This is a genomic window from Massilia jejuensis, assembly GCF_042656795.1.
GTDB classification, from domain to species: domain Bacteria; phylum Pseudomonadota; class Gammaproteobacteria; order Burkholderiales; family Burkholderiaceae_D; genus Telluria; species Telluria jejuensis.
Genome location: NZ_JBHSMS010000036.1, coordinates 1 through 15,981, shown reverse-complemented (window position 1 = coordinate 15,981; position 15,981 = coordinate 1). Strand labels below are relative to the sequence as shown.

The 15,981-nt window shown below is 65.2% G+C and carries 8 protein-coding genes; 6 read left to right on the top strand and 2 right to left on the bottom strand.

Annotated elements, in window-relative coordinates; all coding sequences use genetic code 11:
* Window positions 1-12: 12 nt before the first annotated feature.
* Complete coding sequence (locus ACFPOU_RS10765) at window positions 13-1,680, top strand: alpha-amylase family glycosyl hydrolase (protein ID WP_379720560.1); 1,668 nt, start codon at window positions 13-15, stop codon at window positions 1,678-1,680.
* On the opposite strand, the gene ACFPOU_RS10760 is transcribed toward ACFPOU_RS10765, so the two are convergent.
* Window positions 1,619-3,505, bottom strand: coding sequence for a sensor histidine kinase (locus ACFPOU_RS10760; protein ID WP_379720557.1), 1,887 nt, complete (start codon window positions 3,503-3,505; stop codon window positions 1,619-1,621). The two genes, ACFPOU_RS10765 and ACFPOU_RS10760, sit on opposite strands and share 62 nt — an antisense overlap.
* Before the next feature lie 187 nt (window positions 3,506-3,692).
* On the opposite strand from ACFPOU_RS10760, the gene ACFPOU_RS10755 reads away from it, so the two are divergent.
* From ACFPOU_RS10755 to ACFPOU_RS10740, 4 genes are all read left to right on the top strand, one after another.
* Window positions 3,693-5,546, top strand: coding sequence for a glucokinase (locus ACFPOU_RS10755; protein WP_379720554.1), 1,854 nt, complete (start codon window positions 3,693-3,695; stop codon window positions 5,544-5,546).
* Between the two features lie 489 nt (window positions 5,547-6,035).
* Complete coding sequence (locus ACFPOU_RS10750; RefSeq protein WP_379720551.1) at window positions 6,036-8,879, top strand: M16 family metallopeptidase; 2,844 nt, start codon at window positions 6,036-6,038, stop codon at window positions 8,877-8,879.
* A gap of 256 nt (window positions 8,880-9,135) precedes the next feature.
* The gene (locus ACFPOU_RS10745; protein ID WP_379720547.1) at window positions 9,136-10,581 is read left to right on the top strand and encodes an ATPase domain-containing protein; all 1,446 of its coding nucleotides are present in this window, start codon (window positions 9,136-9,138) and stop codon (window positions 10,579-10,581) included.
* Window positions 10,571-12,259, top strand: a complete 1,689-nt coding sequence (locus tag ACFPOU_RS10740) for a response regulator (RefSeq protein ID WP_379720543.1) — start codon at window positions 10,571-10,573, stop codon at window positions 12,257-12,259. The genes ACFPOU_RS10745 and ACFPOU_RS10740 overlap by 11 nt, the downstream gene beginning before the upstream one ends.
* Window positions 12,260-12,405: 146 nt before the next feature.
* Here the strand turns inward: ACFPOU_RS10740 and ACFPOU_RS10735 are convergent, their stop codons facing one another.
* The gene (locus tag ACFPOU_RS10735) at window positions 12,406-15,216 is read right to left on the bottom strand and encodes a TonB-dependent receptor (protein WP_379720540.1); all 2,811 of its coding nucleotides are present in this window, start codon (window positions 15,214-15,216) and stop codon (window positions 12,406-12,408) included.
* Window positions 15,217-15,441: 225 nt separating this feature from the next.
* Here ACFPOU_RS10735 and ACFPOU_RS10730 point away from each other — a divergent pair, with 225 nt between their 5' ends.
* A complete protein-coding gene (locus tag ACFPOU_RS10730) occupies window positions 15,442-15,921 on the top strand; it encodes an Lrp/AsnC family transcriptional regulator (RefSeq protein WP_379720537.1) in 480 nt (159 codons plus the stop codon).
* Window positions 15,922-15,981: the final 60 nt, after the last annotated feature.

Sequence of the window (15,981 nt, the reverse complement as noted above, 5' to 3'; positions counted from 1 at the left end):
AGGAACCACCGCATGAAACCATCCGCACTTGCCGTTTCCCTCATGTTCGCCTTCGGCGCCGCGCACGCGGCGCCCGCGCCGTGGGCGGCGCCCAGCAAACCGTTCGTCTGGGAGAACGCGACCGTCTACTTCCTGCTGACGGACCGCTTCAACAACGGCAACCCGGATAACGATAACGCCTATGGCCGCAAGAACGATGCGGCCGTCCTGCGCGGCTTCATGGGCGGCGACTTCGCCGGCATCACGGCCAAGATCAAGGAGGGTTATTTCAAGGAGCTGGGCGTGACCGCCTTGTGGATCACGCCGCCGGTCGAGCAGATCCACGCCGGCACCGACGAGGGCACCGGCAAGAGCTACGGCTTCCACGGCTACTGGGCGCGCGATTTCACCGCGATCGACGCCAACCTCGGCACCGAGGAAGACTTGCGCACGCTGGTCGATACCGCCCACCAGAACGGCCTGCGCGTGCTGTTCGACGTCGTGCTCAATCACACCGGTCCGGTCACCGGCAGCGATCCGGTCTGGCCGGCCGAGTGGGTGCGTACCGGCCCGGCCTGCACCTACAAGGATGCGCGCACGACCATCGACTGCACGCTGGTGAAAAACCTGCCCGACATCCTGACGAACAGCGACAAGCCGGTGGCGCTGCCACCCGCGCTGGTGGCGAAATGGAAGAAGGAAGGGCGCTACGAGCGCGAAGTGAAAGAGCTTGACGCCTTCTTCAAGCGCACCGGCTACCCGCGCGCGCCGCGCTACTACCTGGTCAAATGGCATGCCGACTGGGTGCGCAAGTACGGCATCGACGGCTTTCGCGCCGACACCGTCAAGCACACCGAGCCGGGTGTGTGGAAAGACCTGAAAAAAGTCGCCAGCGGCGCCTTCGAGGACTGGAAGAAGGCCAATCCGTCGAAGAAGCTGGGCGATACGCCGTTCTACATGACGGCCGAAGTCTACGGCTACGGTATCGAGCATGGCCGCGCCTACGACTTGGGCGGCATGACGGTGGACTATCCGGCGCAGGGCTTCGACAGCCTGATCAACTTCGCGATGAAGACCGATGCGGCCGGGAGCTACGAGCAGCTCTTCAGCGCGTATTCGAAGGCGCTGCACGGCCCGCTGAAGGGCTATTCGGTGCTCAACTACCTCAGCTCGCACGACGACGGCCAGCCCTACGATGCGCTGCGCCAGCGGCCCTACGAGTCGGCCAACAAGCTGCTGCTCGCGCCCGGCGCGGTGCAGATCTACTACGGCGACGAGACGGCGCGCCTGCTGAAGGTGGACGGCGCCGAAGGCGATGCCACGCTGCGCTCGTTCATGAACTGGGACGAACTGGCGTCGAACGCCCAGCGCGGCCTGAACCGCGTGCGCGACGTGCGCGAGCACTGGGCCAGGCTCGGGAAATTCCGCGAGGCCCATCCCGCGGTCGGCGCCGGCGTGCACCGCATGATCCAGCACTACCCGTACATCTTCAAGCGCACCTGGGAACAGGGCGAGCTGACCGATCGCGTCGTCGTCGCGCTGGGCCTGCCGGTCGACAAGCCCACCGCCGTGCCGGTCACCGGCGTGTTCATGGATGGCCAGACCGTGCGCGACTGGTATTCGGGGAAGACGGCGATCGTCAAGGGGGGAAAGGTGCAGTTCGATGCGCGCAATCCGGTGGTGCTGATCGGGCAGGAGTAGCGTCCGCGGCCGGTTGCGAGGCCGGGGCGGCCACGTCGGCCCCGGCCAGGGGCAGGCACACCCTGAACGCGCTTCCGCTGCCCAGGCCCTGGCTGTGCGCGCCGATGGTCCCGCCGTGCAAATGCACCAGGCCCCGTGCGATCGACAATCCCAGTCCCAGTCCGCCCTGGGCGCGGTCGAGCGTGGTCGGCCCTTGCGTCAGCGAGTCGAAGATGAAAGGCATCACCTCCGGCTCGATGCCGGCGCCCGTATCGCTGACCTCGATCACGGCCGTGCTGCCGGCAACGGTGTTGCGGACCGTGATCGTGCCGCCGGCAGGCGTGTACTTCATCGCGTTCGTCAACAGGTTGTCGAACACTTGCTCGAGCCGGGTGCGGTCGCCCAGGACCCAGGCTTCCTGCGTGGCGACGGACCAGGCGTGCTGGCCGTTCTCCGACATCATGCGGGCCTGGCAGCACAATCCGAGGATCTCGCCGATGTCGACCGGCAGCCGTTGCAGCGTGACCTTGCCCGACATGACGCGCCTGACATCGAGCAGGTCGTCCAGGATATGCGTCAGGTGGCGCAGCTGGCGGTCGACGATTTCCCAGGCCTTTTCCTTGCGGGCGGGCGCGAGATTGGGCAAGCGGACCACCGACGCGGCGCCGCTGATGGCCGCCAGCGGATTGCGCAGCTCATGGCTGAGCATGGAAACGAAATGATCCTTCGCCTCGCTCTGCGCTTCGGCTTGCTGCCTGGCGGCGCGCTCGTTGGCCAGGAGTCGTTCGCGTTCCGCTTCGAGCGCGACACGGGCGGCGCTTTCCTGCGTGAGCGCCAGGCCCGTGTCGTGCAATACCGCCAGCAGCGTATTGACTTCCTTTAAACGGGAAGGCGCCACCGGCACCATCTTCTCGTGCGCCAGGGCTTGCGCGGCCGAGGTGGCGTCGCGCAGCGACTTGTCGATGCGGCGGCCGACAAACACGGCGATGCCGACCGCGCCGCCCAGCACGCTCAGCAAGGCCAGCGCGGCGTAGAACGTCGTCACCCGCGCGGCGTGCTCGACTTCGGCCACCGGCAGGCCGATCGCCACCGTCCAGCCGGTCAGCGCGGAACGCACGAACACGTCATAGACGTCGACGCCGTCGCGCGTCATGTGGCGCAACATGCCGCTGGTCCCCTGGCGCGACGCGCCGTACAGGGCAGGGTTGACCCTGCTGCCGACAAGCCTGTCCGCATTCACATTACGCGCGATCGATATGCCGTTGGCGTCGAATACGCCGATGATCCAGCCCGCCTGCAGCGTGTTCTTGTGAAAAATCCTGTTGAAATAGTGGGGATCGAAGATCTGCGTGATCACGTATTTTTTCCCCAGCGCCGCGGGCACGGGCACGTTGACCGAGACCACCCCGCGCTTCGACCTCGTCCCGAAGAAGTAGCCGCCGACGCTGGTCGCCTGGGCATCGTAGGCCTTGGCCGCCCAGCTTCCCGAGTTGACGGCCAGGGGCGTGCCATACGGGACGAGCGTGTTTACCACGCCTTTGCCGGCGTAGTCGGCGATCATGGTCCAGCTCAGCGGCGAGGTGCGCGTGGCCGACAGCAGCCGGTGCAGTTCGGCGAAATCTTCCGCCTGGATACTGGGCGAGTTCACCACGGTCCGGATCGATGCCTCGGCCGCCATGATTTCGCTGTCGATCAGCAGGGAGGTCGAATGCGCAATTTCGGCAACGCGCTGGATGCGCGATTCGCGCTCCGACTGCAGCAGCATGTACAAGCCTGACAACGACAGGAATGCGACCGGAACGACGATCGCGGCGAGCATCAGTAGCAAATAAGTTCGTGTCTTCATCGTGCTCCATCGCAGCTGGTGAGCAACCCAGCTGGCGATGGCTGAAATGTTGCGAAAGCGGGCATCGTATCACTCAACCGTGGTGCCGATCCGGCACCGGCGGCGAATGATTGGCCCCTCGACGGTTTCGTAACAATCAAACAATGCTATGCTGTGCGGCTTGGAGGTATCCCAGCCGCGAGCAGCGATGATCACTGAACCAGACACCGAACACAAATCCAGCCGTGCTTCCTACGCCGATGGCCCGCGCCTATTGGCCGATATCGGCGCGACGCACGCCCGCTTCACGCTCGAGACCGCGCCTGGCGTGTTCCGCCAGACGGCGGTCCTGCGCTGCGACGACTACAGCGGCATCGTGCAGCTGCTGAACACTTACCTGGCCGAGCAGAAGGGCGAGCGCATCACGCACGCGGCCTTTGCCATGGCCAACCCGGTCAGCGGCGACCTAGTGCGCATGACCAACCGCGACTGGCAGTTCTCGACCGACGAAGTACGGCGTGCGATGGGCTGGTCGACCCTGGTCGTGGTCAACGACTTCACGGCCCTGGCGATGGCGCTGCCGGGCCTGGGCGCTGGCGACGTGCTGCAGATCGGCGGCGGCAAGCCGGCGCCGCACGCGGTGGCGGGCGTGCTCGGCGCCGGCACCGGGCTAGGCGTCTCGGGCGTGATCCCGACGGCAGACGGTTTCGTCACCTTGGGGAGCGAAGGCGGCCACGTCAACTTCGCACCCAGCGACGAGCGCGAGTTCGCGATCCTGCAGTACGCCTGGCGCGAGTGGCCGCACGTGTCGAACGAGCGCATCCTGTCCGGCCCCGGCATGGAGCTGGTGTACCGCGCGCTGGCCGAGCGCAACGGCGTGGAAGCGCCCGCGCGCACGGCCGCCGAGATCGTCGCCTGCGCGATCGAAGACCGCGATGCGCTTTGCCTGGAAGTGCTCGAATGCTTCGCCGGCATGCTGGGTAGCGCCGCGGCGAATCTCGCGGTGACGCTGGGCGCCTTCGGCGGCATATTCATTGGCGGCGGCATCGTGCCGCGTATCGCCCAGTGGTTCGCCACGTCGCCGTTCCGGGCGCGCTTCGAAGCCAAGGGACGCTTCACCGACTACCTGGCGCAGATCCCGACCTATGTGATCATGACGCCCAATCCCGCCCTGCGCGGCGTGTCGACGATTTTGTCCGAGCACCTGCGCGGGCGCAGCGGCGCCAACACGCTGATGGAACGCGTGCAGCACCTGCAGCATGAGCTCTCGCCGGCCGAGCAGCGCGTTGCCGCGCTGGTGCTCGAACATCCGCGCAAGGTGCTGTCCGAGCCGATCGCCGAGATCGCGCGCCTGGCCGATGTCAGCCAGCCGACCGTGATCCGCTTTTGCCGTTCGCTCGGCTTCCAGGGACTGGCTGAATTCAAGCTGAAGTTCGCCGGCAGCCTGACCGGTTCGATCCCGGTGCGCCACAGCCAGGTGCGCATGAGCGACAGCACCCACGATCTGTCGGCCAAGGTAATCGACAACACCGTCTCGGCGATCCTGAAATTCCGCGACAGCCTGGACGTGCACGCGCTCGACCGCGCGATCGCGATGCTGAAAAATGCCGGCAAGGTCGAGTTCTACGCGATGGGCAATGCCCGCGTCGTCGCGCTCGACGGCCAGCACAAATTCTTCCGCTTCCGCATTCCGACCACGGCCCACGGCGACGCCCACCTGTTCCAGCTGGCCGCCGAACTGCTCAAGCCGAACGACGTCGTGATCGCGATTTCGACGGCCGGGCAGGCGCCCGAGCTGCTCGCCGCCGTCGACGCCGCACGCCGCGTGGGTGCGAGCGTGATCGCCATCACCAGCAGCAAGTCGGCGCTGGCGAAGCGGGCGGACGTGTGCCTGGCGGTCGACCATGCCGAAGACAGCACGATCTTCCTGTCGATGATTTCGCGCATCCTGCAGCTGCTCCTGATCGACATCATGGCGGTCGGCATTTCGCTGGGGGCGCAGGCGGAACAGGACGGCGATATCGAGGCGCGCAAGCTGCTCATTTCGCACCTGGACATGTGAAGAACGAGACTAACCGACCGCCGATCGTTCTATTCAAAAAAAGCTGGTGTCAGGTCTGACATTTGGACACGACCTCAACCGCAAGTCGCGAGCAACTAGCCAAGCCAATACCGAGATATTGTTGAGCTTGTGTCTAAATGTCAGACCTGGCCCCAGCTGCGCAGCTGCGTGGCCTGACATGTGGACCCACGACCTCAACCGCAAGTCGCGAGCGCCTAGCTAAGCTAATACCAAGATATTGTTGAGCTTGTGTCTGAATGTCAGACCTGGCCCCAGCTGTGGGCCTCAGCTGCGTGGCCCCAGCTGCGAGCACCTAGCCAAGCCAGCACCGAGATATTGTTGAGCTTGTGTCTAAATGTCAGACCTGGCCCCAGCTGTGCAGCTGTGCCAGCTGTTGCTTTCACGTTGTAGCAACCAGGAAACTGCAATATGATCCAGAGCCCAGGTGCGCCGCACCGACCGTTCATCCTATTGTGAGGATCTGATTGCATGAAGCGTTTCCCTTCGACCCTGTTGCTGGCCGCCTGTATCGCGTCGACCCTGCACGCTCACGCTCACGCACACGCCGCGACGCCGAGCCAGGCGGCCTCCAGGGCGGCGCTGAAAGTGGATTTCCAGAAGTTCACGCTGCCAAACGGGCTGGAAGTGATTTTCCATATCGACCGTTCCGATCCTGTCGTTGCCGTGAACCTGACGGCGCACGTGGGCTCGAGCAGGGAAAAGGCCGGACGCACCGGCTTCGCGCACCTGTTCGAACACCTGCTGTTCCTCGAGTCGGAAAACCTCGGCAAGGGCGGCCTCGATAAAATGAGCGCGCGCATCGGCGGCTCCGGCGCCAACGGGTCGACCTCGCAAGACCGCACCAATTACCTGCAAACGGTCCCCAAGGACGCGCTCGAAAAAATGATCTGGGCTGAAGCCGATAAACTCGGCTGGTTCATCAACACGGTCACCGATCCCGTGCTGGCCAAGGAAAAACAGGTCGTCAAGAACGAAAAGCGCCAGGGCGTGGACAATGCGCCTTACGGTCATACGCGCTACGTCATCAACAAGGCGCTGTATCCCGCCGACCATCCATACAACTGGCAAGTCATCGGCTCGCTGGAAGACTTGCAGAATGCGCAGCTGGAGGACGTCAAGGAATTCTTCCGCCTGTGGTACGTGCCGAACAATGTGACCCTGGTGCTGGCAGGCGACTTCGATCCGGTCCAGGCGCGCAAATGGGTCGAGAAGTATTTTTCCGAGATCAAGCGCGGCGATCCGATCAAGGCCATGGCAAAGCGCCCGGGTGTAGTCAAGCAAACCGTCAAACTGGCCCACGAAGACAATTTCGCGAAGTTACCCGAGCTGACGATGGCCTGGCCGACTGTCGAAGACCTGCACCCGGACGCCTATGCGCTCGAAGTGCTGGCCGAATACCTGTCCCAGACCAAGCGCGCGCCGTTCTACAAGGTGCTGGTCGAAGACGGCAAGCTGGCGCCCGCCGTCCAGATCGGCAACCAGACGTCCGAATTGGCGGGCCAGTTCATGCTGCGCATTCGCGCCTTCGAAGGCAAACCGCTCGACGAGGTGGCCGCCGCGGTCGACCAGGCCTTCGCCAAGTTCGAACAGGAAGGCATTTCCGAGAAAGACCTGAACAGGATCAAGGCCGGCCTCGAAACCCGTTTCTATAACGCGGTGTCGAGCGTGCTCGGCAAATCGGCGCTGCTCGCCGAATACAATTACCTGAACGGCAATCCGGGGTACGTCGCCGAAAGCGTCAAGAAAACCCTGGCGGTCACTTCAGCCGACGTGCGGCGCGTGTATGCCGCCTATATCAAGGGCAAACCTTTTGTGGCCACCAGCTTCGTCCCGAAAGGCAAGCTTTCGCTGGCCCTGTCCGGATCGGGCAAGGCCGAAGTTGTCGAAGAGAAGGTGGTGCAGGGGGCGGAGAATGCCATCGACGCCAGCGCGAACGCGGCCTATGCCAGGACCCCGTCCGCGTTCGACCGCAGCAAGGAGCCGGCCTATGGCGCAACGCCTGCCGTGAAGGTGCCGCAAGTGTGGCAAACCACGCTGTCGAACGGCATGCGCGTGGTGGGTATCGAAAACAAGGAAGTGCCGCTGGTGCAATTCGATATCGCCATCGACGGCGGCCTGCTGCTCGACCGCATCGACAAGGTGGGCGTGGCCAACCTGATGGCGCGCATGATGACGCAGGGCACTGCCAGCAAGACCCCGCAAGAGCTGGAAGAAGCGATCCTGCAATTGGGCGCGACGATCAATGTGGCCGCACGTACCGAGGATGTGCGCATCAGCGTGACGACCCTGGCGCGCAATTACGAGGCCACCCTGGCCCTGGTCCAGGAAATCCTGCTGCAGCCGCGCTGGGACGAGAAGGAATTCGCCCTCATCAAGCAAAGCGTGCTGAGCCAGATTCGCCAGCAGGAAGCCGATCCGAACGCGCTGGCCAGCAACAATTTCGCCAAGCTGATCTATGCGAAAGACGATCTCCGTTCGCGCAATATCCTCGGCACTGCCGAGACCGTCAATGCGATCAGCATCGACGACCTGAAGGGATACTACCGCGCTAACCTGTCGCCATCGGTGGCGCGCATGCACGTGGTCGGCGCCTTGCCGAAGGCCGCGATCGCGCGTTCGCTCGCCGGACTCAGCCGCGAGTGGAAGGCAAAGGAAGTCGCGCTGCCGGCGGCGTCCGGCGCGGCCGGCCAGGCGCCCGGCAAAGTCTATTTCGTCGACGTGCCGGATGCCAAGCAATCGGTGCTGCAGGTCGGCTACCGCGCGCTGGCGGTCACCGACCCGGACTACTATCCGGCCACGGTGATGAACTACATCCTGGGCGGCGGTGGTTTCGCTTCGCGCCTGACCCAGCAGTTGCGCGAAGGGCAGGGCTACACCTATGGAATCAATTCGAATTTCTCGGGCAGCAAGAGCGCCGGACCCTTCATCATCGCCAGCGGCGTGCGCAGCAATGTCACGCTCGAGTCGACCCAGCTGGTGAAAAAGATCCTGCAGGACTACCCGGCGACCTATTCGGCGGCCGACCTGGAAACGACCAAGAACTTCCTCGTCAAGAGTAATGCGCGCGCCTTCGAGACGTCGGCGGCCAAGCTGGCCATGCTCGACAACATCAGCAAGTACGGCTGGCGTGCCGACTACGTCAAGGAACGTGAGCAGATCGTCAAGGCCATGACGCTGCCGCAGGTGCAGGCCTTGTCGCAGAAGTATCTCGATCCGTCGAAGATGGTCTGGCTGGTGGTCGGCGATGGCAAGACCCAGCTGCCGCGCATGAAGGCGCTGGGCTACGACGAGCCAGTGGTGATCGGCAAGTAGTCATGCCGAGGGCCGGCACGCCAATCGCGTTCGATGGGTGCCGGCGAGCCGATGCGACCTGGTGTGCTGTTGAGACCGTGTCTAAATGTCAGACCTGACACCAGGGGTTGCCAGGGGTTGAGCGGGATTGCAGATATAAATATTGCCGCACTCCATTGTTAATACATAAATAACTAATGCCATCTGCATAATTTATAATCGCGTCACGACCGTCGAACGGTACTTGCAGCGCTACTAAATTTTGAAAGAGGCGGCCATGGAGCCCTATATTGAACGAGTACCGACGGGCATCCCCGAACTCGATGCCGTCTTGCGGGGCGGCCTGATCCGCCAGCGGGTGCACCTGATCGAAGGCCGCCCAGGCACGGGCAAGACGACCCTCGGCCTGCGTTACCTCATCCATGGGGCGTCGATCGGCCACAGTTGCCTGTACCTGACGCTCTCGGAAAGCAAGGAAGAGCTGCAGGCGACGGTGGCGAGCCATGGCTGGAGCCTGGAGGGCATCGGGATCGAGGAGATCATGCCGGTGCCGCCCGAGACGAGTCCCTCCCAGACCATCCTGCTGCCGACCGATACCGAACTGTCGGCGCTGGTGGGCCGCATCGCCGACCGGATCGCCGCCAGCGGGGCGGACCGGGTGGTGATCGATTCGATGGTCGAGGTGCGCCTGCTGGCACGCGACAGCGCGCATTACCGGCGCCAGATCATCGACCTGCGCCAGCGTCTGGCGCAATCCAAGGCCACCGTGATCCTGCTCGACGACCTCACCGCCGACGGCCGCGAATTCGAATTGCAGAGCGCCGTGCATGGCGTGGTGACGCTCGAGCAGCTCGAACGCAGCTTCGGCGCGGCGCGCCGGCGCCTGCGCGTGGTCAAGCTGCGCGGCGGCGACTTCCAGAGCGGCTGGCACGATTACGTGATCAGGAAGAGCGAGATCCTGGTGTTCCCGAGCCTGATCGCGCAAGAGCACAAGCGCGACGACGACGCGCTCGATATCCTGAGCAAGGTCGACAGTCTCGACCGCCTGGTGGGCGGCCCCCTGGTGGCGGGCAGTTCGACGATGCTGCTGGGACCGTCGGGCGTCGGCAAGTCCACGCTGGCCCTGCAGTACGCCCTGTCCGCCGTCGAAAGCGGCTACCACGTCGGTTACTTCACCTTCGACGAATCGGAAGTGATGCTGCGCTCGCGCGTGATCGGGCACATGCACGAGGAAGGCGCCCCCGACGAGCAGCGCCGCTTCCACCTGCGCCGAGTCAATCCGTCGCGCATCTCGCCCGGCGAATTCATCTGGAACGTGCGCCGCAGCGTCGAAGACCAGGGCGTGCGCCTGATTATCATCGACTGCATCAATTCTTACCTCGATGTCATCCGCGAGGAAAAATCGCTATTGCTGCAGATGAACGAGCTGTTCTCGTACCTCAGCAACATGAACGTGACCTCGATCATCGTGGGCGCCCATTCGGCGCGCCTCGACACCTCGAAGGAACCCGACGCGCTCAGCATCATCACCGACAATATCATCTCGCTGCGCTACTACGAGCACGACAACGTCGTGTGCAAGGCCATCTGCGCCCTCAAGCGCCGCCATGGCCGCCACGAGCACGATGTGCGGGTCCTGCACCTGACCGATGCCGGCGTCGAGATCGGCGAGCGCGTCCAGGTCCCGTTGGACGAGGCCGGGGTGAGCTCCCTTGAGTTCTAAGGACGATGCCGGCACGCCGGCGGCGTCGGCCGCCATCGCGGTCGTGTTCGCCCCGGTCGCGGGCGACGAGGCCGCCTTGCGCCTCTTGCTCGAGGCCGAAGGCGTGGTCGTGCGAGCATGCGGCGATGCCGCCGGTTTTTATGCCAGCCTGGACGAGAACGCCTGGTGCGCCATCGTCACCGAAGAGGGGCTGGACCGCTGTTCCCTCCACGGCCTCGACGCCAGCTTGCGGCGCCAGCCGGCCTGGTCGAACCTGCCCTTCCTCACGCTCGCCGGCCGCGCCAGGGCCGAGGTCGACAGCAACCGTTTCGCGCGCCTGGCGCGCATCGGCAACATCACCCTGATCGAACGCCCGACCTCGCGCGAGGTCTTGCTGATGTCGATCCGCTCGGCCTTGCGCACGCGCCGCCTGCAGTTCGCCATGCGCGAGCAGTGGCGCGCCCTGGAGCAGCATGCCAGCGCACTGGAAGCGGCCGTCGAGGAACGCACGCGTTCGCTCGAGCGCGAGGTGAGCGAGCGGCGCCGCGTCGAGCGGGCCCTGGCCGAGGCGCGCCGGCTCGAGTCGCTGGGCCGCCTGACGGGCGGCGTGGCGCACGACTTCAACAACATCCTGCAGGTGATCTCCGGTTCGGAAACCTTGTTGCGCATGCTGCTGGCGAAAGAGCCGAACCCGCGCCTCGAGCGCTCGCTCGACAGCATCCGCCGCGCGTGCGCGCACGGCGGCGCATTGACCCAGCAATTGCTGGCCTATGCGCGGCGCCAGCCCCTGAACAACGTCGTCCTCGACCTGCACCTGTATCTGAACGCGAGCGCCGACCTGCTGCGCGATGCCGTCGGCGCGCCGGTCGAACTGACCCTGCACGTTCCGCACGACCTGTGGCCGGTGTCGGTCGATCCCGCCCAGCTCGACGCGGCGTTGCTGAACCTGGCCGCCAATGCGCGCGATGCGATGCCCGGGGGCGGCCAGCTGGTGCTGGCCGCGCGCAATACGCGCCTGCCCGATGACGCCTGGCCGGAGGCCGGCGGCCTGGCCGGCGACTACGCCTGCATCACCGTGACCGACGACGGCGAAGGCATGTCCGAGAAGACGGCGCGCCAGGCCTTCGAGCCCTTTTTCACGACCAAGGCGGTGGGCAAGGGCACCGGCCTGGGCCTGTCGCAGGTATACGGCTTCGCCAGCCAGAGCGGCGGCCTGGCCTTCATCCGGCGCGAGCCCGTGGGCACCACGGTCGGCATCCTGCTGCCGCGCTGCGCCGGCGAGGCGCCGGCTGCGCTGGCCGTGCCGTCGGAAGCACCGCCGCATTCGCTGGCGGGCGTGCGCATCCTGTGCGTCGAAGACGATCCGGTGGTGGCCGAAACGATGTCGTCGCTGCTGGCCGTGCTCGACGCCGACATCACGGTCGTCGACAGCGCCGACGCCGCCGTGCAGGCCGACTTCAGCACGGTCGACCTGGTCCTGTCGGATGTCATGATGCCGGGCAGGCTCGACGGCATTGGACTGGTGAACTGGCTCGCCACCCACCATCCGCGCCTGCCCGTGGTGCTCACCAGCGGGTACATGGTCGATCCGGGACGCCTGCGGACGCTGCAGATCCAGTTCCTGCGCAAACCGTACACCGTCAGCGCGCTGATCAACGCCATCGCGCTCGCGCTGGGGCGTCCCGGCCAGTCCGGCTGAATCCCCGACACTCCCGGAGACTCCCGCGCGCCGGCGCAAGGCCCCGGCAAAAGGTGGACTACCGGACCGGCGCTCCCCCTGACGCGGCGTTCCGGTGCCGCCTGCGCCGCATGGGCGGCAGCCGGCGGCGCCGCCCCGGCCCGGGCTTATCTGTACGCGTAGGTCGCGCTCACGTAGAAGAAGCGCCCGCGCGGATCGGCATAGCTGACGTCGTAACCACCGAGGAAGTTCGAGGTCAGGTTGGTGTAGGGCGGGTCGCGGTCGGCCAGGTTTTTCACGCCCAGCGCGAGCTTGGTATTCCGGAAGCCGGAATAGCCCAGCTGCAGGTCGACCGTCTGGTAGGCGGAGACCTTGCGCTGCGGCGTGCCGGCTGGCGCCAGGTTGGCCAGGGCATCCTTGTAGGCCTTCTGGTAGTTGTGCAGCAGGGTCGCGGCGTACGGGCCGGACTCCCAGCTGATGCCGGCGTTGTGCTTCCAGCGCAGCACCACGCCGCCGGAGGCGTTCAAGGCCCGGTCGAGGGCGCTGGTATAGCTGCCGTCCGGTCCCTGCGTGTCGTATTTATGCATGTAGGTGCCCGACAGGCGCAGGTTGACGCGATTGCGCTCGCCGAAGCGCAGGCGGTAGACGCCATCGAGATCGACGCCGGCGACCTTGGTCCTGAACAGGTTGGCGTTGGTCTGGACGATCGATTCGATCGGCCCGACGCCGGCCGGGTTGCCGTCGGCCGCGCCGCGGTTGATGAACTGGGCAAATTGCGCGGTGCGCTCGGCGTTGGCCAGGAAGTAGACCGACGACAGGCCGCCGACGACGATCGCATCCTTCAGGTCGATGCGGAAGGCGTCCAGGCTGATCGAGGCGTTCTTCACCGGCTCCCACACCACGCCGGCCGTGATCGAGAGCGACTTCTCGGGCTTCAGGTTCGGATTGCCGCCGGTGATGGTGGAGAACTGGAAGTTGCAGTCGCGCGGGGCGCCGGTCGCCAGGGTCGGGCAGCGCAGGTAGTCGCGCGAGCCGTTGCCGGTGATGCCGGTGGCCTGCGGCGTGTACAGGTCGGTCAGCGAGGGCGCGCGGAAGCCCTTGCCGACGGCCGAGCGCAGCAGCAGGCTGTCGACCGGCTGCCAGCGCAGCGACGCTTTCGGATTGACCGTGTGGCCCACGCCCTGGTAGCGGTCGTAGCGCACCGCCACGTCGGCATCGAGCTTGGCCAGGATCGGGACGCCCAGCTCGGCGTACAGCGAGCCGACGTTGCGTGCGCCGACGACCGGGAAGGCATTGCCGCCCAGGCCGGCGATGTCGCCGGTCTGGATCGCGACCGAAGGATCGTAGGCGAACTTTTCGCGGCGCAGTTCGGCGCCCAGGGCCATGCCGACGGCGCCGGCGGGCAGGGTGAAGAGCTCGCGCGAACCCTTGATGTCGACCGAGGTGGTCGAGGTCTTCGATGCGTAACTGGTGCCGCGGAACTCGCCGGCGCGCACCGCTTCGAGGGCGGCCGCATCGGCTGTCTCGCCGAACGGGTTGATCACGCCGCTGTTAAAGATCGGCAGCACCTTCGAATACTGCGCATAGCCCGTCAGCAGGTTTTGGTGCACCTTGCTCTGGCTGTAGAGAACGGCCGAATCCATGTCCCAGCCGGCCAGCGTGGCGCGCGCACCGACGACCAGGCGCGCATTCTCGGACACGTCGAGCGTGTTGCGCTCGCCGTTGGCGACGTCGCGGTAGTTCAGCAGCAGCGGCAGCCCGGACAGGCCGTTCGCGGCGGCGAAGGCGGCCGGGTAATAGCGGCTGCTCGGGACCAGGATGAAACCGCCGCGCCCGATGTTGGTGCCGTACTTGGCGGCCATGCCGGGGTACTGGGCGATCAGCTGCTGGAACGCCGGCACGTAGGGATTGCTGGCGGTGGTAACCGCGTTATAGGCCAGCGGTACGGCCTGCGTGGTGGAGGTGATCTTGTTCTTCGTGAAGCCCGATTCGAAATAGGCTTCGGCCTCGTCCGCCAGGCGCATGCGGCCGTTGGCCATGAAGCTGGCCTTTTCCAGGTCCGGCTGGAGCGACACGAACGGACTATTGTCGAAGGTGCAGCGCGTGCTCGAGAAGGGCGACACCAGCGACACCGGGCCGCAGTTGGGCAGCGCCGGATTGGCCAGCGTGCCGCGGCTGTTCAGCACGACGTTGGCGGGAAAGGCGATCGAGGACGTATAGTCGTTCTGCTCGGCGACATTCAGGCGCCGCGCGAAGGCGCGTTCGGAACCGAGGATACGGTCGGTTTTCTGGAAGCTGGCGCTGGCCGTCAGGTTCCAACCGTCTTCGGCGAAGCGGCCGAAGCCGCCGAACACCGAGGCCTTGCGATCGTGCCCCAGGCCGTCGCTCGTTTGCCCGTAAGTGGCGGTCGCCTCGATGCCGGTGAAGTCCTTGCGCAGGATGAAGTTGACGACGCCGGCGATGGCGTCGGAGCCGTACACGGCCGAGGCGCCGTCCTTCAAGACCTCGACCCGCTCGATCGCCGACAGCGGGATGCTGTTGACGTCGACCGACGAACCGGCCGCGCCGGCGGAGCCGCCGCCGTACACCGACACGCGCCGTCCATTCACCAGCACCAGCGTGCGTGCCCCACCCAGGCCGCGCAGCGAGACCGTGGCGATGCTGCCGCCGCCGTAGCCCGAGGCATTCGCCACCGTGGTGGCGCTGCCCGCGCTCGAGAGCGAACTGAGTTGCTTGACCAGTTCCTCGGTCGAGGAGGCGCCGCTGCGCTCGATGTCCTCGCGTTTCAGGATCTGCACCGGCAGCGCGGTTTCGCCATCGATGCGCTTGATCGAGGAGCCGGTGACGAGCACGCGCGCCATCGCCGGCGCGGCGCCGTCGGTGCTTTGCGCCAGCGCCGCTTGCGGCAGCGCGAGCGTGCCGAAGACGCCTGCGAGCAGCAGGGCAAGGGGTTTCAAATGCGGGGTGGGAACGGACATGCGGGACGACTCCTCGATGATGTTGGGATGGGATTGATGGCGATGATGGGGATGGCGCGCCGTCAGTCCTACCCGGCGCGGGTACCGTCATTGTTGCTTTTTTGTTTGAGTTATAAAAATTATAGGCTTTCGCTATCGGAAAATTTTGCTATATTGAAACGACTCCGGGAACGCTTTTGGAACAATCGTTTCGTCGGAAGGACATTGTTGGAATAGGTAAGTCGCATGAACAAGCCGCGCGTCAAGCTGGACCGGATCGACCGCCGCATTCTGGAAGAGCTGCAACTGGACGCGCGCCTGTCGAGCGCCGACCTGGCCGAACGCGTGTCGCTGACGACTTCGCCATGTTGGCGCCGCGTCAAGCGGCTCGAAGAGGAGGGTTTGATCAGCGGTTACCATGCACGCCTCAATGCCGGGCGCCTGGGTTACCAGGTCATGGCGATCGTCCAGGTCTCGCTCGACAAGAAGGACACGCAAAGCCTGCAGGCCTTCGAGGCGGCGGTGCAGGAAATCCCGCAGGTGCTGGCCTGCTTCCGGATCTCGGGACGCTACGACCACCAATTGATCGTGGTCGCCGAGGACCTCGAAGCCTACGGCGTCTTTTCGGGTAACTACATCAATAGCCTGCCGAGCGTGAAGGAAGTATATACCTCGTTCGTGCTCAAGGAAGTCAAGGCGGCGACCAACCCGCCCCTGCCGGGCTAGGGTGTGTCTGACTGAACGAAATTGAGTCCAGGAGGTCAGAAGGCGATGAGCCGAACTGAC